Origin of the sequence: Corallococcus interemptor (assembly GCF_003668875.1) — a bacterium.
Classification (GTDB): domain Bacteria; phylum Myxococcota; class Myxococcia; order Myxococcales; family Myxococcaceae; genus Corallococcus; species Corallococcus interemptor.
Genome location: NZ_RAWM01000020.1, coordinates 12897 through 32404, shown reverse-complemented (window position 1 = coordinate 32404; position 19508 = coordinate 12897). Strand labels below are relative to the sequence as shown.

The 19508-nt window shown below is 70.3% G+C and carries 17 protein-coding genes; 9 read left to right on the top strand and 8 right to left on the bottom strand.

The features are described from left to right. Positions 1 to 9: 9 nt before the first annotated feature. The gene (locus tag D7X96_RS10350; RefSeq protein WP_370450108.1) at positions 10 to 858 is read right to left on the bottom strand and encodes a CBM20 domain-containing protein; all 849 of its coding nucleotides are present in this window, start codon (positions 856 to 858) and stop codon (positions 10 to 12) included. Positions 859 to 1110: 252 nt separating this feature from the next. Here D7X96_RS10350 and D7X96_RS10345 point away from each other — a divergent pair, with 252 nt between their 5' ends. Further along, positions 1111 to 4182, top strand: a complete 3072-nt coding sequence (locus D7X96_RS10345; RefSeq protein WP_120547763.1) for an aminotransferase class I/II-fold pyridoxal phosphate-dependent enzyme — start codon at positions 1111 to 1113, stop codon at positions 4180 to 4182. Between the two features lie 16 nt (positions 4183 to 4198). Here D7X96_RS10345 and D7X96_RS10340 read toward each other — a convergent pair whose 3' ends face one another. Continuing rightward, positions 4199 to 4399, bottom strand: a complete 201-nt coding sequence (locus D7X96_RS10340) for a hypothetical protein (RefSeq protein WP_121769623.1) — start codon at positions 4397 to 4399, stop codon at positions 4199 to 4201. A 55-nt stretch (positions 4400 to 4454) separates the two neighbouring features. On the opposite strand from D7X96_RS10340, the gene D7X96_RS10335 reads away from it, so the two are divergent. Next, positions 4455 to 4814, top strand: a complete 360-nt coding sequence (locus D7X96_RS10335) for a hypothetical protein (RefSeq protein WP_244219521.1) — start codon at positions 4455 to 4457, stop codon at positions 4812 to 4814. Between the two features lie 109 nt (positions 4815 to 4923). Beyond that, positions 4924 to 5487, top strand: a complete 564-nt coding sequence (locus tag D7X96_RS10330) for an SRPBCC family protein (protein ID WP_120547765.1) — start codon at positions 4924 to 4926, stop codon at positions 5485 to 5487. A 10-nt stretch (positions 5488 to 5497) separates the two neighbouring features. On the opposite strand, the gene D7X96_RS10325 is transcribed toward D7X96_RS10330, so the two are convergent. From D7X96_RS10325 to D7X96_RS10310, 4 genes are read right to left on the bottom strand one after another with little or no spacing between them, the layout of a single operon-like run. Next, positions 5498 to 6706, bottom strand: a complete 1209-nt coding sequence (locus D7X96_RS10325) for a serine hydrolase domain-containing protein (protein ID WP_121769622.1) — start codon at positions 6704 to 6706, stop codon at positions 5498 to 5500. 17 nt (positions 6707 to 6723) lie between these two features. Next, positions 6724 to 7386 carry a 2OG-Fe(II) oxygenase gene (locus tag D7X96_RS10320; protein WP_244219520.1) on the bottom strand — a complete coding sequence of 221 codons (663 nt, stop codon included), beginning with the start codon at positions 7384 to 7386 and terminating at the stop codon, positions 6724 to 6726. A gap of 40 nt (positions 7387 to 7426) precedes the next feature. Next, a complete protein-coding gene (locus D7X96_RS10315; protein WP_121722845.1) occupies positions 7427 to 8365 on the bottom strand; it encodes an ATP-grasp domain-containing protein in 939 nt (312 codons plus the stop codon). 28 nt (positions 8366 to 8393) lie between these two features. Continuing rightward, the gene (locus D7X96_RS10310; RefSeq protein WP_121769620.1) at positions 8394 to 8981 is read right to left on the bottom strand and encodes a hypothetical protein; all 588 of its coding nucleotides are present in this window, start codon (positions 8979 to 8981) and stop codon (positions 8394 to 8396) included. Between the two features lie 158 nt (positions 8982 to 9139). Here D7X96_RS10310 and D7X96_RS10305 point away from each other — a divergent pair, with 158 nt between their 5' ends. Continuing rightward, positions 9140 to 10483 carry an erythromycin esterase family protein gene (locus D7X96_RS10305; RefSeq protein ID WP_120547770.1) on the top strand — a complete coding sequence of 448 codons (1344 nt, stop codon included), beginning with the start codon at positions 9140 to 9142 and terminating at the stop codon, positions 10481 to 10483. On the opposite strand, the gene D7X96_RS40855 is transcribed toward D7X96_RS10305, so the two are convergent. Continuing rightward, on the bottom strand, positions 10480 to 10863 hold the full coding sequence (locus D7X96_RS40855; RefSeq protein WP_233609743.1) for a DUF6496 domain-containing protein: 384 nt from the start codon (positions 10861 to 10863) through the stop codon (positions 10480 to 10482). The two genes, D7X96_RS10305 and D7X96_RS40855, sit on opposite strands and share 4 nt — an antisense overlap. 183 nt (positions 10864 to 11046) lie before the next feature. Here D7X96_RS40855 and D7X96_RS10295 point away from each other — a divergent pair, with 183 nt between their 5' ends. After that, positions 11047 to 13140: a WD40 repeat domain-containing protein gene (locus tag D7X96_RS10295; RefSeq protein WP_121769619.1), complete on the top strand. Its 2094-nt coding sequence runs from the start codon at positions 11047 to 11049 to the stop codon at positions 13138 to 13140. On the opposite strand, the gene D7X96_RS10290 is transcribed toward D7X96_RS10295, so the two are convergent. Continuing rightward, the gene (locus tag D7X96_RS10290; RefSeq protein WP_120547772.1) at positions 13115 to 14230 is read right to left on the bottom strand and encodes a hypothetical protein; all 1116 of its coding nucleotides are present in this window, start codon (positions 14228 to 14230) and stop codon (positions 13115 to 13117) included. The genes D7X96_RS10295 and D7X96_RS10290 overlap by 26 nt on opposite strands. A 647-nt stretch (positions 14231 to 14877) precedes the next feature. Between D7X96_RS10290 and asnB the strand changes: the two genes are divergently transcribed. The 4 genes from asnB to D7X96_RS10270 are packed head-to-tail and all read left to right on the top strand — an operon-like array spanning position 14878 to position 19507. Further along, a complete protein-coding gene (asnB, locus tag D7X96_RS10285; RefSeq protein WP_120547773.1) occupies positions 14878 to 16830 on the top strand; it encodes an asparagine synthase (glutamine-hydrolyzing) in 1953 nt (650 codons plus the stop codon). Beyond that, a complete protein-coding gene (locus D7X96_RS10280) occupies positions 16827 to 17951 on the top strand; it encodes an FAD-dependent monooxygenase (RefSeq protein WP_121769618.1) in 1125 nt (374 codons plus the stop codon). Before asnB ends, D7X96_RS10280 begins: the two co-directional genes overlap by 4 nt. Then, positions 17952 to 19037, top strand: a complete 1086-nt coding sequence (locus D7X96_RS10275; RefSeq protein ID WP_120547775.1) for an acyl-CoA dehydrogenase family protein — start codon at positions 17952 to 17954, stop codon at positions 19035 to 19037. Then, positions 19034 to 19507 (top strand): PaaI family thioesterase, encoded by a 474-nt coding sequence (locus D7X96_RS10270; protein WP_121722848.1) that lies wholly within the window; start codon positions 19034 to 19036, stop codon positions 19505 to 19507. Before D7X96_RS10275 ends, D7X96_RS10270 begins: the two co-directional genes overlap by 4 nt. Position 19508: the final 1 nt, after the last annotated feature.

The window sequence follows — 19508 nt, the reverse complement described above, 5'->3', positions numbered from 1 at the left end:
TTCAACGGCTCAGCGCCACGTGTCGTTCACGGTGGAGGTGCCCGTGGCCGGCGTCGTCAGGGTGCGGTTGGCGCCGCTCTCCCAGGTGACGTTGTTGGCGGCGTCCTTCTTGATGAACTTGTACTCCACCGCCGTGGAGCCCGGCAGTCCGACGGCCGCGCTCCAAGTGGGGTAGTTGGCCGCGGACAGCAGGATGGCGTTGGCCGGGCTCCAGCTCCCCAGCGCGGCGACGCTGCCCACCACGTACACGTTCTGTCCCACCACGGTGCTCGCCGTGACGTTGAACGTGACCGTCGCCCCGCTGGTGGACGTGGTGACGGAGAGCGCGCTGCTGGCCGCGGACGTGTTGCCCGCCGCGTCGCGTGCCTTGACCGTGTAGCTATAGGCCGTGTTGGAGGACAGCCCGCTGTCCGTGTAGCTCGTGGACGTGGGCGTGCCCACCTGTGTGCCATTGCGGAACACCTGGTAGCCCGTCACGCCGACGTTGTCCGTGGACGCGGTCCACGTGAGCGTCACGGAGCGGTCCGTGCGCGTCGCCGCGAGCCCCGTGGGAACGGACGGCGCCGTGGTGTCCACGCGCAGGAACGGATACGTGCCCGTCACCGGGCCGTTGATGTCCTCGATGTACTTGCCACCCTCCAGCCGGTACTTCCCCGCGCCCACCTTCGCGTGGTGCGAGTAGTACGTCACCAGGTCGTCGTGCGGCATGGGCGCGCCCGACGGCAGGAAATAGGTGTAGTTCGCCGGAGGCGACTGCTTGATCTGGATGACCTGCGCGTCATACGCGTAGCGGATGGGGCCGCCCACTGGCGTCGCGTTGTATTGGGTCAGGTCGTAGTACGCCCAGAAGTTGGGCATGTGATTGTGATACACGTGCGCGGCGGCGATTTGAGCCTTTGCCGGTGGCGCGTGTAACAGCATGACGGCGAACACCGCGAGCAAGGCCCGTTGCGACTGTCTTTTCATGGCGCCTGCTTACGGGTGTTTGACTCGGGCTTTCCCATGTAAACTCGGAATGGCAATCTGTAAATCCGTACTGCGATGCGTCAGGCATTCGCGCAAAGGCTGTCGTTGACAGAGGGGGAGCGGGCCCGGACAGTCAGCCGCGCCATGGCCACCTATCCCGCGTCAGCCCGTGAAGCCTTTGTCCAGTTGCGTACGCTTTCGGAGGCGCTGGCCCGGCCGGAGGAGCGTGCCCAGGCGCTGGCGGAGCTGCGGGAACTGGCGGAGCTGGCGCGCGACAAGCCGGAGGGCGCGCCGCTGCGCCTGGCGTCGGTGGTGGTGGCGGTGGGCGCGTCGCAGGAGCGGCTGGAGTTGCTGATTCCGCCGTCCATCTTCGCCCCCGAGGCGTGGGCCTTCACGTTCCTGGAGGGCCTCTTGAAGGTCCCCCTGGACGAGTACGCCGGCAAGCAGCTGGTGGAGGTGGGCTCCGGCTCCGGGTGGATCTGCATCGCGCTGGCGAAGTTCACGGGGCTTCAGCGCATCCGGGGGTTGGATCTGAACCCGCAGGCCCCGGCGGTGGGGCTCTGCAACGCGTGGCTCAACGGCGACGAGCAGCTGGTGTCGCGGCTGTCCTTTGGGGAGAGCGACCTGCTGCTCGGCGAGCCGCAGAAGCCGGCGTGGGATTTCATCGTCGGGTGCATTCCCCAGGTGCTGCGCAGCGACGAGCTGCCCGCGGAGCTGGCGCAGGCGGATGCGCAGGCGCTGTTGGACCTGTCCAACTACACGTCGTTGCAGAACGTCTACGAGGATCACTTCGGCCTGGGGCTCATCGCGCGGCTGCTCAACGAGGCGCCGGAGCGGCTGTTGCCGGGAGGCCGGTTGCTCCTGAACCTCGCGGGCCGTCCGGGCCGCGCCATCATCGCGCGGATGTTCACGCGGCGGGGCTTCACCACCCGCGTGCGCGTGGCCCGGCGGGTGATGCAGGCGGCGGACACGGACATCCGTCCGCTCGTGTCCCTGGAGCAGCGCACCGGGCGCGAGTTCGAGTTCTTCATGGAGGCCCACAGCCCGGAGCCCCTGCGCGCGGCGACGGCGTTGGGCTGGCTGCAGGCGGGCCACCCCATCTGGCACGAGGTGGCGGTGTGGGAGGCGCACCTGTCACTGCCCCGGGAGACGCTGGCCCTGCGCGCCGCGCTGCGCTCGCTGGGCGTCGCCGCGCTCCAGGAGGAGCTGGACCTGGGGGCGGTGTCCGCGGAGCAGCTGGGCTTCGTCACGGCGCTCGCGGAGCGGCTGTCGCAGGCGCCGTATCTGCCCTACGCGCACGAGTCCGGTGACGCGTCCTTCCGCAGGCTGGTGGCCCGCTACCTGGACCGGCACTTCGGCCTGAGGTTGTCGGAGGACTCGCTGTTCGTCGCGCCGGAGCGGGAGCAGGCCGTCTATTCGTTCCTGCTCGCCACGTGCGACCCCGGGGACGCGGTGCTGGTGTCGCGCAGCCTGCATCCGCTCTACGCGCGAGCGCTGGACAAGGCGGGCGTGCGCGCCACGGTGACGCACAACACGCTGGGGGAGATCCGCCGCCTGCTGAGCGCCTTCGACGTGAAGGCCGTGCTCCTGACGGTGGAGCCGGGCGAGCGCACCAACCTGGCCGTCCTGCGCGACATCGTGGCGGAGGCCGCGCGGCGCGGCATCTGGGTGGTGCTGGACGAGAGCGCCTTCTTCAACATCACCGGGGAGGTGGAGCCGCGCACGCTGTTCGAGTTCCTGGCCCGGACGCAGCACGCGCCCAACCTGGTCATCCTGTATGGCCTCATCAAGAACGCGGTGTGGCCGGACCTGGAGCTGACGCTGCTGCTCCCCGTGCCGGAGCCGCTGCGCGTGGACCTGGAGGTGGCGGCGGAGGTGACGTACTCGCGCATCAGCGTCCTGGCGGAGTGGTTCTACGAGCGCACCTTCTCCGAGCTGCTGGCCTTCCGCATGGCCTTCGCGGAGCCGGAGCCGCCCTCGCCGCACCGGGTGCCGGAGGTGCCGCTGCCGCGCTCGCAGCGCATCGCGCGGCTGGCGGAGCTGCCCGCGTTCGCGCCGAAGTTCTTCCGCGAGGACGACCCGGAGCTCGTGCGCCTGGACTACGGCGAGAACGAGGGCCCGCTGCCGCTACCGCTCGTTGAAGGGCTCATCGCGGCGGGCGTCGCGCCGCGCTCGGACGGTGCGCAGACGGGGCTGTCGGAGGCGGTGGCCGCCTTCCTGCTGGAGACGCGAGGCGCCCGCTATGCCCCCGAGGACGTCGTGGTGGCGCCCGGCGTCTGGCCGCTGATGCACCACCTGGGCGTGGCGCTGCGTCAGCGGCTGGGCCGGGGGCCGCGCGTGTTCCTGGTGACGCCTTGTTACGGCGTGCTCGCGCCCACGTTCCTCGCGGCGGGGTGCGAGGTGGAGTCCGGCCCGCTGGGCACGCTGCTGTCGCGCCGCGCGCGGGGGGGGACGCCGGACGCGGTGGTGCTGTCGCAGCCGGCGAACCCCACGGGGCACTACCTGTCGCACGAGGAGTTGATGGCGCTGGCGACGTTCGTGGTGGAGCAGCGCTGCCTGTGGATCTCCGACGAAATCTTCGGCCTGGTGAACCTCACCAACCCCACGGCGGAGACGGTGCACAGCCCGGTGACGCTGGAGGGCGCGGTGCCCGGAATCGGCGCGAGGACGGTGCTGCTGGGCGGCCTGTCGAAGGAGTTCGCGGCCGGAGGCCTGCGCGTGGGCTGGCTGGCCACGAAGGACCGGGCGCTGGTGACGGCGCTGCGGGACAGCGCCCCGGGTGTGCTGCACACGCCGACGGCTCGCGCGGCGGCGTACCTGTACGCGGCCCACGCGCGGGGGCCGGATGGCCAGCTGCTCTATCCCGCGCGGCACAAGGCGTTGAGGAACTACCTGGCGCGGATGCGGCGGGAGCTCGCGGAGAAGCGGGCGCTCATCGCGGAGGCGCTGCCCGACGACGGCCGGGCGGAGGCCACCGAGGCGGGCGGCCTGTTCCTCGCGCCGCCGATGACGGCGTGGCTGGGGCGCTCGGTGGACGGGGTGAAGCTCACGCCGGAGAACCTGCCGCGGATCATCTACGAGCACACCCACGTGGTGCTCAACGGCGGCGCCTGGTGCGGCGATCCGGAGCGCGTGCGCGCGGTGTTCTCCATCCCGAAGGAGAAGGTGTTGAAGGCCCGCGACCGCCTGCGGGCCTTCGGCCAGCGGCTGCGCTGATGGAGTCGGCGCGGCCTCATTCGACGACGCAGGAGTCCTCGCAGACGCAGCCGTTGGCGCGCTCGTACCAGCACCTCAGCTGACAGGTGCAGTCCGGGTCCACGCAGACGCTGGGACACATGGGAAACGCCTCGGCCTGCGTTGTCGGCATGAAGCCCGCCGCTCCGCCGGCCAGGACTCCCAGGACAAAGGCCAACTTCATCATCCGCTTGTGCATGATGCCTCCTCGGGGAAACAGCGGGCCGGAGTCTACCGCTACACTGCGCCGGCCCATGCTCCGCGCCCTCTGTGTCCTGCTCTGCTGTCTGCCCGCGGGTGCGCTCGCGGCCTCCGAGTCCTGGCTCGTGACGACCGACCTGGACGTCCTGCACGGCAAGCCGCCGCCCTCCACGCCCCGCGTGGAGTCCCCCGCGCACCTGATGGCCCTGGGGCAGGGCGGCTCGCTGGATGACGCCCTGCGCTCCGCGACGCAGTGGCTGGAGCAGGACTCCGGGCTCACGCTGTCGGAGAGCGCCCAGGTGCTGGGCAGCTCCGTGCAGTACGTCGTCGCGAACCTCGCCGGGCGCAGCGTGGGCGTCGCCGCGAAGCTGGACAAGGCGCGGCTCCAGGCCCTCCAGCCCACCGTGAAGTGAGCTGTAGGCCCGGGTAGGCCCCGGGGCGGGAAATAGGGGCGGAAATGCCGTGTCGATTCCACGGCCCCTCGTTCGACGTGGAGCTGAACCCTCGAACCTGGATCCCTTCATGGCCATCAAGCTCGCCATCGCCGCCCTTGTCCTCGTCGCCGCCCTGGGCGCCTTCGTCGCCACCCGGCCGGACCACTTCCGCATCGAGCGCAACGCGCACGTGGCCGCGCCCCCGGCCACCGTCTTCGCGCTGATCAACGACCTGCACCGCTTCGACACGTGGAACCCGTTCCGCTCCGAGCCCGCCCCCGGCGTGACCAAGTCCTGGGATGGGCCCAACGAAGGGCCGGGCGCCAGCTTCTCCTATGCCGGCGGTGAGTCCGGGGACGGGCGCCTGACCATCCTGGAGAGCCAGCCCGGCGAGCGCGTCGTCATCAAGCTGGAGTTCTTCAAGCCGTTCGAGGCCACGAACCAGGCCATCTTCACGCTCACGCCGGAGAACGGCGGCACCCGCGTGAGCTGGGCGATGGAGGGCGAGAACACCCTGATGGGCAAGGTGATGTCGCTCGTCGTGAACATGGACACGATGCTCGGCAAGAACTTCGAGCAGGGCCTCGCGAACATGGACGCCATCGCGCGAGGCGCTGCCCCGGCCTCCGGCGCGAGCGCCCAGGCGCGCTGAAGCGCGCGCCTCAGTCCTCCAGCGCCCGGTAGGCGCCCTTGGAGAACTCCAGGGCCAGGGCCTCGTCGTCGGGGCCCTGCGCCCTTCGCTGGACCATGAGGATGGCCGTCAGGTCCTGCCGGGGATCGACGAAGAACATCGGGCCATAGCCGCCCGCCCAGCCATAGCGGCCCGCGGTGGGGGAGACGCCATCCGGCTTCGTGCACACGGCGCCGCCGAAGCCCCACCCGGATGCATCCCAGAAGCCGGGGAAGAAGGGCGAGGCGGCCTTCGTCTCCTCCGGGATCTGATCCGTCAGCATCTCCTGGAGGTTCGCGGAGGACAGCAGGCCCTGGCCCCCGCTCAGCAGCATCCGGCAGAACGCGAGGATGTCATCCGCCGTGGACACCAACCCGCCCTGGCCACCTCCGGAAGGGAAGGCGGGAGGCCGCGACCAGAAGCTGTCCGCCGGGGTGTCCCACGCCTCCAGCCTCCCCGTGGCCTCGTCGAGCCCATAGGCCGTCGTGAGCCGGTCGAGCTTCTCCGTGGGCACGACGAACGCCGTGTCCTTCATGCCCAGCGGCGCGAAGAGCCGCTCGCGCAGGAAGTCGTCGAAGGGCCTTCCCGAGGCCCGCGCGACCAGCACGCCCAGGACCTCGTAGCCGGTGTGATAGGCCCACCGCTCTCCGGGTTGATGACGCAGCGGCAGCGAGCCCAGCCGCCGCATGAACTCATCGGGCGGATCCGTCAGCATGTGGAAGCCGGGCGTCAAGCGGGCCTCGGCCATGGCCCGCTGGATGGGGTGCGTGCCGGGAGGTGCCATCACCGCGCCCAGGCCCCAGCGCAGCGTGAGCAGGTCGCGCACGGTGATGGCGCGCTTCGCGGGGACGGTGTCGTCCAGCGGCCCGTCGGGCGTGCGCAGGACGCGGCGGTTCGCCAGCTCCGGCAGCCACGCGTCCACGGCGCCGTCGAGCGGAAGCGTCCCGTCCTCCACGAGCATCAGCGTGGCCACCGCCGTGATGGGCTTCCCCATGGACGCGAGGCGGAAGAGGCTGTCCCGCCGCATGGGCCCATCCGAGGCCGTGAGGCCCTGCGTCCCCAGCGTGTCGACGTGCACGGTGTCCCCGCGCGCAATCAGGGCGACGACGCCGGGCAGGTCGCCGCCCTCGACGTGGCCGCGCAGGGCGGAGGTCACTTCGGCGAGCCGTGGCGCGGAGAGCGTGGCGGAGCGTGGGGGCATGGCCCCGAGTCTAGCCCTCAGCGCTTCGCGAGGATGAACGCCGTGACGGAATAGCGCTGGTGACCCCGGGCCTCGGACGTCCACTCGGTCACCCGGTGGGGAGCGCCCTTCGCGCGGAAGATGAACACCGAGTTGAAGAGCGGCGGGACGCGCATCATGTCCGCGTCCACCTCGGGATGCCGGAAGGTGAGGACGCCGCCGAAGCGGTCCTCCCACGGGCGCGTGAAGTTGTAGACGACGGCCAGCCCCTCCTCGTCCGTGTCCCGGTGCTCCGGAAAGAACTCGCCCACGTCCATGCGCGACACCTGCACCTGGCGCGTCTCCAGCGGTTCAGGCCAGCCCACCAGCGCGGCGTGGAAGGCCGCGCCATCCGCGCTCTGGAGCCACGCGCAGAAGTCCGTCAGGGCGGAGGGGGCCTGCTGCTTCAACGGCGCGATGTGCAGCGGATAGGGCCCGTGGTGGTGGCGCACGAAGTGCGCGTCGCGCAGGGCCTGGTGCAGGGCCTCGGCGCGCTCGGGGAGGAGCGCGTCCCGGAGGCAGAGGTGCGGCACCCGCCCGCCTTCGATGAACTCCTGGCGGAGGGTGGCGTGCAGTGCTTCGGACACGGAGGCCAGCCGCGTCCAGCCCGCAGCGGACGCCGGGAACACCTCGGGCTTCGCGGCCGGGACGGGGCCGAACATGCTGTCGGCGAAGTCCGGGATGAAGAACCCGCTCGGGCGCTCAGGCCTTGGAGACGAGGTAGCTGGCGAGCCGGGTGATGACTTTGCCGTCGCGCGGATCATCGAAGAACGAGATGGCGGGGGTGGGGTTGAATTCGAGCGCCACGAAGGCGCCGTCCGGGGTGCGCCGCAGGTCCACCGCCGTGAAGACCATGCCCAGCGCCCTGGCTCCCTTGAGGCACACCTCCCAGGCTGCCTTCGGCAGGCGGGCGGGCTTCACGCGGTGCAGGTTCTGCCGCGCGTCCACCACGCCGTCGGTGGGGATGTGGAACGCGGACACGGGCTCGCCGTCGAGCACGTAGGCGCGGAACTCGTCGCCTTGGATCTGCTCCTGGAACAGCACCGGGCAGTTGGCGAGCAGCTGGAGCCGCTCCTCGGTGAGGTCCGCCTCCCCCACCTTGCGCACCAGCGCGCCGCCGCCCAGCGGCTTGTAGACGACGGCCCCGTGGCGCGCGACGAACTCGCGCACGGCGTCCGGTGAGGCGGAGGCGAGGGTGCTGGGGACGGGGATGCGATGGCGGCGCAGCAGGGCCAGCTGGTGCAGCTTGAGGTAGTGCAGCTCCACCGCCTCCATCGGATTGACGAACGAGCCGCCGCGCCGGTGGAGCGAGCGCAGCACGGAGTGGAGGAACGACTGGCGCTCCCGCTCGGCGAGGTATTGCTCCTGCCAGCGCGGGAAGTTGCGCTCGGACAGGGCCTCGGGCTCGGGGACCGGGAGCGAGAGGCGCACGAGCTTGATGTAGAACGAGCGCAGGTCGCTGAGACATTCACCGTCCCAGTGCACCTCGCCGTCCTCCCAGGACAACGCGGCGGAGTCCGGGACCCGGTCCGTTTCCAGGACGACGGCTCGCGCGCGGCGCCGCTCCACCGCTTCGGCGACGAAGCGGGTGGCGTCATCCGAGCGCGAGCCGATGACCACGACCTTCTTGCGAGACGTCATGGGAACCGTGACTTCGCCTGCCCGGCGTTCAGACCGGGCTGTCCATCTTGACCTTCACGATGCCGCCATCCAGCGGCTTGAAGTCCGGCACCTTCAGGCCACCGGTCGGATCATCCATGCGGATCTTCACGCGGCCCTCGTCCGGGAGCTTGAAGTCCGGCAGCTTCGAGCCGCGCGTGGGGTCATCCATCATGACCTTCACCATGCCGCCGTCCTGAGGCGGCTTGAAGTCCGGCACCTTGAGGCCACCGGTCGGATCGTCCATGCGGATCTTCACGCGGCCACCGTCCGGCAGCTTGAAGTCCGGCAGCTTCGAGCCACGGGTGGGGTCGTCCATCATGACCTTCACCACGCCGTTGTTCTCCCGAGGCTTGAGGCCCACGCCCTTGCCGCCCACGAACTTGTCCGCGAGCTCCCGGGCCTTCGGGGTCAACTTGACCTGCTCGAAGGCGTCGCGAAGCTGGTTCTTCTGCTGGGGGCTCAGCTGGGCCGCGTCGGCGCCCTGGAGCGCCTTCTTGAGGGCCGGGGCGCCCACCGCCTTGCCAGCAGTGCTGGCGGTCTTCAGCGCGGTCTGGAGCGAGGAGACGAAGCCCGTGGGGGATTTGATCTGGGTCATGAAGATTCCTTTGCGAAGGTTATCGTCTGACCCAGGCAGGAGTTGCTTGGTTCTCTGAAGATGAGAGCTCCCGTAGGGCAGGGCGCTGCCTGCCCGCCTGCTGCCTTCCGTCAGTCTGTGTACGTCCCAACCTTTGAAGAGAAAGGGGAGGACACGTCATGGCGCACCGAGACGACGGACTGCTGGTGCGGGCGCTCGCGGAGTCCGTGCGGCCCCTGCGGGGGACCCGGGAGGACTTCGATCCCTTGATGGAGCTGGTCGGTGAGGCGCAGTGCGTGCTGATTGGCGAAGCGACCCACGGTACGCACGAGTTCTACCGGCTGCGAGCGCTCCTGACGCGGCGGCTCATCGAGGAGAAGGGTTTCAACGCCGTCGCGGTGGAGGCGGACTGGCCGGACGCGTACCGCATCAACCGCTACGTGCGCGCCATGGGCACCGACGCGGATGCGGTGGAGGCGCTCTCCGACTTCCAGCGCTTCCCCGCGTGGATGTGGCGCAACGCGGACGTGCTGGACTTCGCGGGCTGGCTGCGGACGCGCAACGACCGCCATTCCGCGCGTGAGAAGGTCGGGTTCTACGGGCTGGACCTCTACAGCCTCCACGCCTCCATGGGCGCGGTGTTGAAGTACCTGGAGCAGGCGGATCCGGAGGCCGCGAAGCGCGCCCGGCACCGCTACGCATGCTTCGAGCACTTCGGCGAAGACCCGCAGGACTACGGCCACGCGACGTCACTGGGACTGTCGCCGGATTGCGAGCGGCAGGTCATCGCGCAGCTCCGCGAGCTGCAGCGGGAGCGCGAGTCGCTGCTGCACCGGGACGGGCAGCTGGCGGAGGACGCGCAGTTCGAAGCGGAGCAGAACGCGAGGGTCGTCCAGAACGCGGAGGAATATTACCGGTCCATGTTCCACGGGCGCATCTCGTCCTGGAACCTGCGTGACACGCACATGGCGGACACGCTGGACACGCTGCTGGGGTTCCTGACGCGGCGGTCGAGGCACGCACGCGTCGTCGTCTGGGCGCACAACTCGCACGTCGGGGACGCGCACGCGACGGAGATGGGCGAGGCGGGCGAGGTGAACCTGGGGCACCTGACGCGCCAGCGGCATCCGGGAGCAACGCGGCTCATCGGCTTCAGCACGTACCGGGGCACGGTCACCGCGGCCTCCAACTGGGGTGGGGCCGCGGAGCGCAAGAAGGTCCGCCACGGGCTGGCGGGCAGCTACGAATCGCTCTTCCATCAGGTCGGGCTGCCAGGCTTCCTGCTGGACCTCCGGGAACTGGGCGAGGCCACGGGAGCGCTCCGCGAGCGGCGCCTGCAGCGGGCCATCGGCGTCATCTACCGGCCCGACACGGAGCGCATGAGCCACTACTTCCACACCCGGCTGCCGGACCAGTTCGACGCGCTGCTCCACATCGACGAAACGCGAGCGCTCGAACCGCTGGAGCGAACCACCGGCTGGGAGCAGGGCGAAGCACCGGAGACCTATCCCACGGGCCTCTAGCCGCAAGGGCCCGAGGCGCGAACGCTGCCTACGCGTGGTGCCCAAACGGACCACGCCCTCCGGAGGCGAACCGAAAAAACCTGTCCGACAGTCGGACAGGTTTTGGATGACCGGGTCGGGCGGGGGGCCACGGGAATATCAAGGGCCCTGGCGCTTCCGTGCAGCGGTCTTGGCCTGTGCGGACAGTGCCTGCTTGGAGGCTTGCGCTCCTTCTGGCCCACCTCCAGGTCCTGCTTCGCCGAGCGCCTTGTTCTCGCGGAGGCCTGCTCCTTCTTCGGTGTCTTCAGCGGTACGCCCGCGCGGCGCGCCTTCGACAAACCGATGGCGATGGCCTGCTTCGTGGACCGTGCGCCGTGCTCGCCTTCGCGGATGTGCTCCATCTCTTCGCGCACGAACTCACCCGCCGCGGTGCTGGGGCTCTTGCCCTCGCGCAGGTCCTTCTTCGCTCGAACCACGGTCGCCTTGTCGGGCATGGCTTCCTCTCATTCGGGTTACGGTCCTGGCCCAGAGGTGCGGATGCTCCGCGCCCTGGCAAGCCGTGCCCCGGCTCCGGAGGGTGCTCCATGCGGTGGTGGTGTCTCGCGCTGTTGCTTGCTTCCTGTTCCGCGCATCGCTCCTCCGGCAATGGCGCGCTGGACGCCGCGAACACTCGCGACCTGCGCGCCCGCATCCTCGAGGCCCGGGGCGAAGCGGCCACCGAGTCCTCGCAGTGGAGCGTGGCGGCGGCTTCGTTCGCGCTGGCCCGGACGTCGCGGGACTCGCCCGGCGCGCAATGGGGACAGGCCCGGGCGTTGGACCGGGCCTCCACGCTGCGCTGGTCGAAACACATCCAGGGGTCGGTGCTTGCCCTGGCGTTCACTCCGGACGGCCGGATGCTGGCGTCCGGGCACTATGACTCCGTCGTCCGGCTCTGGGACGTGGAGCGCGGTGACCTGCTGGCCGAACTGAAGGGCCACACGGCCGAGGTCCACGCCGTCGCCTTCTCTCCGGACGGCCGCTGGTTGGCTTCCGCGGGAAGGCCCGGCGAGCTCCGGATCTGGGATTGGCGCCAGCGCCGGGAGCACGCGGTGATTCCGGGCCACACCGACGTCGTGCTCGGCCTGGCCTTCTCTCCCGACGGCGGACGGCTGGCCTCTGGCGGCCTGGACCATGCGGTCCGCGTCTGGGACCTCGAGACCCGCGCCGAGTTGCTGCGCTTCCAACATGACGACAACGTCATCGACGTCACCTTCTCCCCGGACGGCAAGCAGCTGCTGTCCACGAGCGCTGACCGGAGCGCCCGGGTCTGGGACCTGGCGTCACGCAAGGAGGTCCACCGCCTCCTGGGGCATGAAGAGAAGGTGGAGGCGGGCGCGTTCTCCTCGGATGGACAGCGCATCATGACCGCGGCGGGCGACCGGGCCGTGCGCTTCTGGGACGCCCGCTCGGGCCAGCTCACCGACGTGTTCCGCAACTCCGGCAACGTCTCCGTGGCCGCCATCGACGGCGCGTTCCAGCTTCTGGTCCAGGGTGGATGGGATGGGCGTGTGCAACTTGTGGATGGGCGTGGGGGCGCGCTGCTGGAGCGGATGGATGCACATCACGCGGCGGTGATGAGCGTGGCCTTGTCTCCGGACGGGCGCACGTTCGCTTCGGGCGGGATGGACGGCGTGCTCGACGTGTGGCGCCGGCCGGACGTCCCCGCGGAGGTGCGGGTTCACGGCCCTGGCGGCTGGATGGAGGCGATTGCGTTCTCCCAGGACCGGGAGCTGCTGGCCGGCGGTGAGGGCGGATGGTGGCGGTGGCGCATCGCCGAAGGAACGGACCTCCACTCCGAGCCGGGCGGCACGGAGGCCGCCGTGTCCCTGGCGGTGAGCCCGGACCGCGAGCGCATCGCGGTGGGCACCCTGAAGGGAAAGGCGCTCGTGCTGGACGCGCGCTCGGGGCGGGTGCTGCTGGAGTTGCCCGGGGTGAAGGGCTCCGTGCGCGCGGTGGCGTTCAGCCCGGATGGGGCGCTCGTCGCGGTGGCGGGCGACCCGGACATCCAGCTGTGGTCCGTGGCCGATGGCACGCCCGTGGGACTGCTCCAGGGACACACCGGCAAGGTCTGGACCCTGGCCTTCGACAGCACGGGGCGCAGGCTCGCGTCGGGCAGCACGGACAAGACGGTGCGGACCTGGGACGTGGAGCGGCTTCAGCCCCTGCTGCGGCTCGACATGGGCGAGCCCGTGCGCGCCGTGGCCTTCACTCCGTCCGAACCCCACCTGGTGACGGCGGGGCTGCGGCAGCCCATCCGCGTCTGGGACGTGACGGCGGGCCGGCTGTTGAAGACGCTGGATGAGAAGACGGTGGGCGTGCTGGCCCTGGCCGTGTCGCCGGGGGGCCGCTTCCTGGCGTCATCAGGGCTGGAGCAAGTGGTGAAGGTCTGGAGCCTGCCGTCCGGAGAACCGCTGGGGATCCTCGCGGGACAGCAGGGCTTCCTCGCGGCCCTGGCGTTCTCTCCGGACGGCGCGTTCCTCGTGTCCGCGGCCTCCGACCGGACGCTCCAGTGGTACCGGTTCGACACCCTCGCGCATCCGCCCCAGCCCGGCGCGGACGTCAACGCGCTCCTGCGCCGCTACGGGCTCGCCTGGGACGAGGCGCGGTTCCGCCTCACATCAGCCGCAGGAAGCGATTGAGGTCTCGGAACAACCAGAGGGGATTGCCGTACCACACGGCCCTCTCCAGCACCGCCGCCCAGACGACGAGCCCCAGCCTCACCGCCGACGGCCAGCGCGGAGCCCGCAGCACGCCCACGGACAGGGGCACCAGCATCAGCGCGGAGGCATGCCACCAGTGGCGCGTGTCGATGACCGCGAGCACCACGCCCAGCCCCACCGACGCGGTCACCAGCCCGTCCGACCCGCGCCAGGAGAGCGCCAGCACCGCCGCGCTCAAGCCCATCACCAGGGCCACCGTGCCCGGCTCCCCCAGGATGGAAGGCGTCGCCGCGTCCGTCTGGGCCGCCAGCGGCGCCATCCACAGGAACGTGCGCACGCAGAGGAAGCCCGCCGCCGCCACACCGAACAGCGTGACCCACGGCCACTGACGCACCGGCCGTCCACGCACCACGCGCCACAGCGCCACCACGCCCACCGCGATGAGGACCAGCGCCCGGTAGTGCAGCAGCGCCGCGAGCGCCAGCCAGCGCAGCGCCACCACCGGCCGGTCCTTCGCCAGCGCCGCCAACGCCAGCACCCCGCAGACGAGCCACGCGCCGTCGTACTGGCCATAAAGCGCCAGCCGCATCAGCACCAGCCAGCAGAGAAACCCGACCGCCCAGCGGCCTCCCGCCGGTTGCCCGTCCAACAGCCGCAGCACCGCGTAGAGCGCCACGTGCGCGAAGACGAGCAGGTACAACAGACACACCTGACCGAAGGCCTGGGGCGTCATGGGCACCCACTCGCCCACGAGCGCCAGCGGCAGGAAGAGCACCAGCGCGCCGGGCGGATACACGTACGGCACGTCCAGCCACTGGTCGATGGCCTGACGGTAGGGGATGCCCTCGCGCAGCTCGCCCAGCGGCGCGGTGTAGAGGGCCTGGAGCCCCCGGTGCAGTCCCACCCAGACCACGTACGGATGGCGCACGTGGTCCGTGTAGCCCTCCTTCAGCGTCCCCAGCGACGTCACCCCGGACAGGGGCACGGCGGACAGCAGCAGGAGCGACAGCAGGGTGAGCAGCCCCCACCGCGCGGCGGGGTGTCGGACGAGGATGCCGGGGCCTTCCATGGGGGGCGTAACAAACCCCGCCCGGGGCCCGCGCTCAATCCTCGTGGGCCCTCCTTGAAGGAGCGCCTCACGGGGCCGTCACGCCCGCTTCACGTCTCCGGCACCGGGGAGTGGATGTCTGTGTATGGGCTGGGCTCTCAAGACAGGCGTTATCTGCCGTGGGCTTCACGTCAGGCGATATCTGCCCCAATGGCAGGCGTTAAATGCCGTAAGCCCTCGCTCCCGGGGCTGGGTGGCGAAACAGTCCAGTGTGGGCGGATTGAACTTGTTAAAAAGCTTGTTACGAGATTTCTGCTATCGATTTGTTTTTGATGATGTTATGTCCAATGTCCGTCGGTCGCGGTGCGTCCATCCGCCGTCAGGACCGCCGTGGGCCGGGTTTCAGAGGGGGAATCATGGGTAGAGACTGTCGCGGTACCGGAAGCACTCGATGACCGCCTGAACAACTTCCGCTGGACCGGGGCATGGCTGAGCACGCGCCAGTTCCTCCAGCGGGTTGCAATCCATTGACAGAAAACCCGTGGCCGGTCTGGACGTGATTCCAGGACGGACCGCCATGGGCTCCGCCAGCCTCGAAGGCCCTTTCCCGGGGGCCCGCGTGCGCTGGCGCTGACGGACACATATCCATTGAAGGAAGCGGCCCTGCTATGTGCGGATTCATTGGCGTCTACCAGCGTTCCCCCTCCGGCTTCGACGAGCGCAGCCTCATCACCGCGCTGACCACCCTCCACCACCGTGGCCCCGACGAGCGCAGCCTGTGGCATGACCCGGCCGGCCGCGCGGTGCTGGGCCACGTCCGGCTGAGCATCATCGGCCTGGACAACGGCCGTCAGCCCATCGTCGCGGACGAGGGGGACATCGCGCTGGTGGTCAACGGCGAGCTCTATGACCACGAGCGGATCCGCCGCGAGCTCCAGGCGCTCGGCTGCCACTTCAAGACGGAGTCCGACAGCGAGATTGCCCTGCACCTGTACCGCCGCTCGGGCCTCGCGGGCCTGAAGCAGCTGCGCGGCGAGTTCGCCATCCTGCTCTTCGACCGGCAGCGCCGCCTGATGCTGGCCGTGCGCGACCGCCTGGGCATCAAGCCCATGTTCTACGCGCAGCACCGGGGCGCCTGGTACTTCGCGTCGGAGGTGAAGGCGCTGCTGGCCGCGGGCGTCCCCGCGGAGTGGGACGAGCACGCGTACGCGAGCCGCGCCTTCTACCTGCGCGACCACACGCTCTTCAAGGGCGTGAAGAGCGTGCAGCCCGGGTGCTGGGTGATGGCGGACAGCGGCGGCCTGCACCACGGCCGCTACTGGGACATGGAGTTCGCCCGCCAGGACGCGCCGGACCCCGCGGACGAGCAGGGCATGGTGGAGGCCATCCGCGCCGCGGTGGAGCAGTCCGTGCGCCTGCGCCTGCGCGCGGACGTGCCCATGGGCGTCTACCTGAGCGGCGGCATTGATTCCTCCGCCATGCTGGGCGTGGCCACGCAGCTGTCCGGGCAGCCGCTGGACGCGTTCAACCTGTCCTTCACGGACATGGATGACTACGACGAGAACAAGTTCGCGCGGCTGGCCGCGGAGCACAACGGCGCGCGCTTCCACACCGTGGCCGTGTCCCAGGACGACCTGGCGGACCACTTCGAGCAGGCGCTCTGGCACAACGAGACGCCGTTCTTCAACGCGCACGGCGTGGCCAAGTACATCCTCAGTGAGACGGTGCGCGACGCCGGCATGAAGGTCGTCCTCACCGGCGAGGGCGCCGACGAGGTGTTCGCCGGCTACCCGCACTTCCGCCGCGACATGCTGCTCTACAACCCGGAGCGGCAGGACCCGGCGCTCGTCACCAGGCTGCGCCAGCGCATCCAGGAGAGCGAGAACGGCTACGTCCAGCCCGACATGCCCCAGGACATCCACTGGATGGTGCAGCAGCTGTCCCATGGCGTGTCCTGGCTGGACAACCAGGCCGGCTGGTTCAAGGCGCTGGAGGCGCTCTACCGCCCGGACTTCCGCGAGCAGTTCGCGGGCAGCGACCCCTACCGCCAGTTCTACGACCGGTTGGATCACCGCAACCTGGAGGGGCGCGACCCCGTCCACAAGTCCATGTACCTGTGGGCCAAGTCCTACCTGCCCAACTTCGTGCTCACCACGCTGGGTGACCGCATGGAGATGGCCCACAGCATCGAGGGCCGCGTGCCCCTGCTGGACCACCACGTGGTGGAGCTGGCGTGCCAGATGCCCGTCTGGATGAAGGTGCGCGGCTCCACGGAGAAGTACGTCTTCCGTGAGGCCATGCGGCCGTACCTGCCGGACGCCCTCTACAAGCGCAAGAAGCACTACTTCCGCGCGCCGCCCGCCACGCTCCAGCAGAAGGGCCGGCTGTACCAGCTGGTGCGCGACGTGCTGAACGGCTCGGAGCTGGACGCGCTGCCCTTCTTCGACCCCGCGCGGGTGCGCGGCCTGCTGGAGAAGCTGCCCACGCTGAGCGCGCATGAGCAGGGCCTGCTGGACCCGATGCTGATGGAGCTGACCAGCCTGTGCCTGTTGCAGAACCGGTACTCGCTGCGCGCCTCCAGCAGCCAGCCCCTGTGGAGCGCCCGCGAGGAGGCGGCATGAGGGTCGCCATCATCGGCGCGGGCCTCAACGGGCTGGCCTGCGCCGTCATGCTCAAGCGGCTGGGCGTGGACTGCGTCGTCTTCGAGCGCGGCACGGGGCCCCGGGACTCCGGGACGGGCATCTACGTCTGGCCCCAGGCCATGCAGGTGCTGCGCTTCGTGCTCAAGGACCGCGCCTTCCTCTCCCGGGGGCAGCCCATCGAGTTCCTGGACACGCACGACAAGCACGGGCAGCTCATCCACAGCCAGCCGGTGCGCCCGGCCGGGATGGGGCTGCCCGCGCCCGCGATGATGTTCCTGCGCACGGAGCTGTTCCGCCTGCTGGCGGACCGCCTGGACGAGGACGACATCCACTACGGCATGGGCTGCGAGTCACTGGAGAACGTGGGCGACCAGGTGCGCCTCACCTTCACCAACGGCCACCGCTTCGACTTCGACCTCGCGGTGGGAGCGGACGGCGTGTCGTCCACGACGCGCGCCTTCGTCAACCCGGGGCTCGTGCCCCATGACACGGGCCTCGTCGCCAGCCGGGGCGTGGTGAACTTCGACTCGCCGCTGCTGCACTCCGACCGCTGTCAGATCTTCACGTCGCGGCACTCGCGCGTGGTGACGTACCCGCTCAACAAGGCCACGTCGCTGCGCTACTGGTTCGCCGCCTACCAGCACCGGAACCAGCCGCTGCTGGACCGGCAGGGGCTGCTGGAGCTGTTCGCGCCGCTGCCCCAGGACCTGCTGCGGATGATGGGCCAGACGCCCGAACAGGACATCCTCACCCACAAGCTCAAGGCGCTGACGGGCGAGGGCCGGTGGTTCCGGGGCCGGGTGGTGCTCCTGGGTGACAGCATCCACGCGATGCTGCCCACCCTGGGCTACGGGCTGACGCTGGGCCTGGAGAACGGCTTCATGCTGGCGCAGGCCCTGGTGGGGCACTGCGACGCGGACCTGGAGGCGGCGCTCCAGCGCTACGAAATCCGCGCCGCGCGGCGCTCGCGGGAGATGCTCCAGGTGATGGACGACTTCACCCGGCTCTACTACTTCGAGCCGGAGGGAGAGGTGTCCCCCGCGAGGCTCGCGCCCATCGTCCAGCGCTTCCAGCAGCTGGCCCAGAGCACGGTGTTCTAGATGGACTCCAGGACGGACGACTTCCGGGGGCGGGTGCGCACCTTCGTCAACGACCAGGTGCGGCCCCACGTGGACGCGTGGGAGCGCGAAGGGGCCTACCCGCTGGAGCTCTGGCGGCAGGCGGGCCGGGCGGGCCTGCTGTCGCTGGGGCACTCCCCGGAGGGGCTCCCGGACGACCCGGGCGCGCTGGCGGTGCTGGTGGAGGAGCTGACCCTGGGCGGCGCTCAGGGCATCACCATGGGGCTCGCATCGCACTTCGTCAGCCTCAAGGCGGTGCAGGGCGCCGACGCGGCGGTGGCGGCCCGGGTGGTGCCCTCCGTGCTGAGGGGCGACCAGAGCATCGTGCTCGCGCTGACCGAACCGCAGGCCGGCTCGGACCTGCGCGGCTTCGAGTGCCGTGCCGGACCTCATGGAGATGGCCACCGGCTCACCGGCGACAAGCGCTTCATCTGCAACGGCGGACGCGCGGACCTGCTCCTGGTGGGTGCGCTCCTGGATGGGGCCCTGGCGCTGTTCCTGGTGGAGGGCAACGCGCCGGGCCTGAGCCATGAACGCCTGGCGTGCCTCGGCTGGCGCTGCCTGCCGCTCGCGGCCCTGCGCTTCGAGTCCACGCCCGCGCGCCTCCTCATCCACGGCCGCGAGGCGGGCCGGCTCCTCCAGCAGTGTCTGCAACAGGAGCGGCTGAACCTGGCGGTGATGGCCCTGGCGTCCGCGGAGCTGGCCCTGCGCGACACCGTGGAGCACTGCCGCACGCGGCGCGTGGGGCCGGAAGCGCTGCTGGACAAGTCCGTGCTGCGCCAGCGCCTGGCGGAGCGGCACTCCGAATTGAGCGTGGCGCGTGTCTTCGTGGAGCAGGCGGTGCGCTGGCAGGCGGAAGGACAGCTCACCGCCGCGCGGGCCGCCATCGCGAAGAACACCGCCGTGGACGTGCTGGAGCGGGTGGCCCACGACGCCGTCCAGCTGCACGGCGCGCACGGCTGCGTCGAACCCTCGCGCGTGGAGCGCATCTACCGCGACGCGCGCCTGCTGGGCATTGGCGGCGGCGCCCGGGAAGTCATGCTGGACATCATCGGACGGACCCTGTGACGAACGACACGACGACGGACCTGAGCGAGCACGCCCAGGCGCACTCCCGCGCCCTCCTGGAGCACGCCTACCAGCGCTACTGCGGCCTGGAGCTGCTGGAGCAGCGCCCCGGCTTCTGCAAGTGCCGCCTGCGCGTCACGGAGGCCATCGACAACCTCAGCCACACGCTGCACGGTGGGGTCATCTACTCCATGCTGGACGTGGTCAGCATGCTGGCCACGCTGCCCACGCTGGGGCCGGACGAGTACGCGCTCACCAGCAACTTCAACGCGATGATGCTGTCCGCCACGCCCCTGGGCACGGTGGTGGAGTTCGAGGCCACCGTGCTGCGCGGCGGCCGCAACGTCATCTTCACCCAGAGCCACGCCTGGAAGCTGGCCGCGGACGGCGCGCGCACGCAGGTGGCGTCCGCGCAGCTGAGCAAGCTGCGCATGCGTCACGACTGGCAGACGAACACCCGCAAGGGCTGAA

What these genes read in the sequence shown, in the direction of transcription:
- D7X96_RS10350 (WP_370450108.1), bottom strand. Translation starts at nt 858, where the DNA reads ATGCCCAACTTCTGGGCGTACTACGACCTGACCCAATACAACGCGACG.
- D7X96_RS10345 (WP_120547763.1), top strand. Translation starts at nt 1,111, where the DNA reads ATGGCCACCTATCCCGCGTCAGCCCGTGAAGCCTTTGTCCAGTTGCGT.
- D7X96_RS10340 (WP_121769623.1), bottom strand. Translation starts at nt 4,399, where the DNA reads ATGCACAAGCGGATGATGAAGTTGGCCTTTGTCCTGGGAGTCCTGGCC.
- D7X96_RS10335 (WP_244219521.1), top strand. Translation starts at nt 4,455, where the DNA reads ATGCTCCGCGCCCTCTGTGTCCTGCTCTGCTGTCTGCCCGCGGGTGCG.
- D7X96_RS10330 (WP_120547765.1), top strand. Translation starts at nt 4,924, where the DNA reads ATGGCCATCAAGCTCGCCATCGCCGCCCTTGTCCTCGTCGCCGCCCTG.
- D7X96_RS10325 (WP_121769622.1), bottom strand. Translation starts at nt 6,706, where the DNA reads ATGCCCCCACGCTCCGCCACGCTCTCCGCGCCACGGCTCGCCGAAGTG.
- D7X96_RS10320 (WP_244219520.1), bottom strand. Translation starts at nt 7,386, where the DNA reads ATGTTCGGCCCCGTCCCGGCCGCGAAGCCCGAGGTGTTCCCGGCGTCC.
- D7X96_RS10315 (WP_121722845.1), bottom strand. Translation starts at nt 8,365, where the DNA reads ATGACGTCTCGCAAGAAGGTCGTGGTCATCGGCTCGCGCTCGGATGAC.
- D7X96_RS10310 (WP_121769620.1), bottom strand. Translation starts at nt 8,981, where the DNA reads ATGACCCAGATCAAATCCCCCACGGGCTTCGTCTCCTCGCTCCAGACC.
- D7X96_RS10305 (WP_120547770.1), top strand. Translation starts at nt 9,140, where the DNA reads ATGGCGCACCGAGACGACGGACTGCTGGTGCGGGCGCTCGCGGAGTCC.
- D7X96_RS40855 (WP_233609743.1), bottom strand. Translation starts at nt 10,863, where the DNA reads ATGGAGCACATCCGCGAAGGCGAGCACGGCGCACGGTCCACGAAGCAG.
- D7X96_RS10295 (WP_121769619.1), top strand. Translation starts at nt 11,047, where the DNA reads ATGCGGTGGTGGTGTCTCGCGCTGTTGCTTGCTTCCTGTTCCGCGCAT.
- D7X96_RS10290 (WP_120547772.1), bottom strand. Translation starts at nt 14,230, where the DNA reads ATGGAAGGCCCCGGCATCCTCGTCCGACACCCCGCCGCGCGGTGGGGG.
- asnB (WP_120547773.1), top strand. Translation starts at nt 14,878, where the DNA reads ATGTGCGGATTCATTGGCGTCTACCAGCGTTCCCCCTCCGGCTTCGAC.
- D7X96_RS10280 (WP_121769618.1), top strand. Translation starts at nt 16,827, where the DNA reads ATGAGGGTCGCCATCATCGGCGCGGGCCTCAACGGGCTGGCCTGCGCC.
- D7X96_RS10275 (WP_120547775.1), top strand. Translation starts at nt 17,952, where the DNA reads ATGGACTCCAGGACGGACGACTTCCGGGGGCGGGTGCGCACCTTCGTC.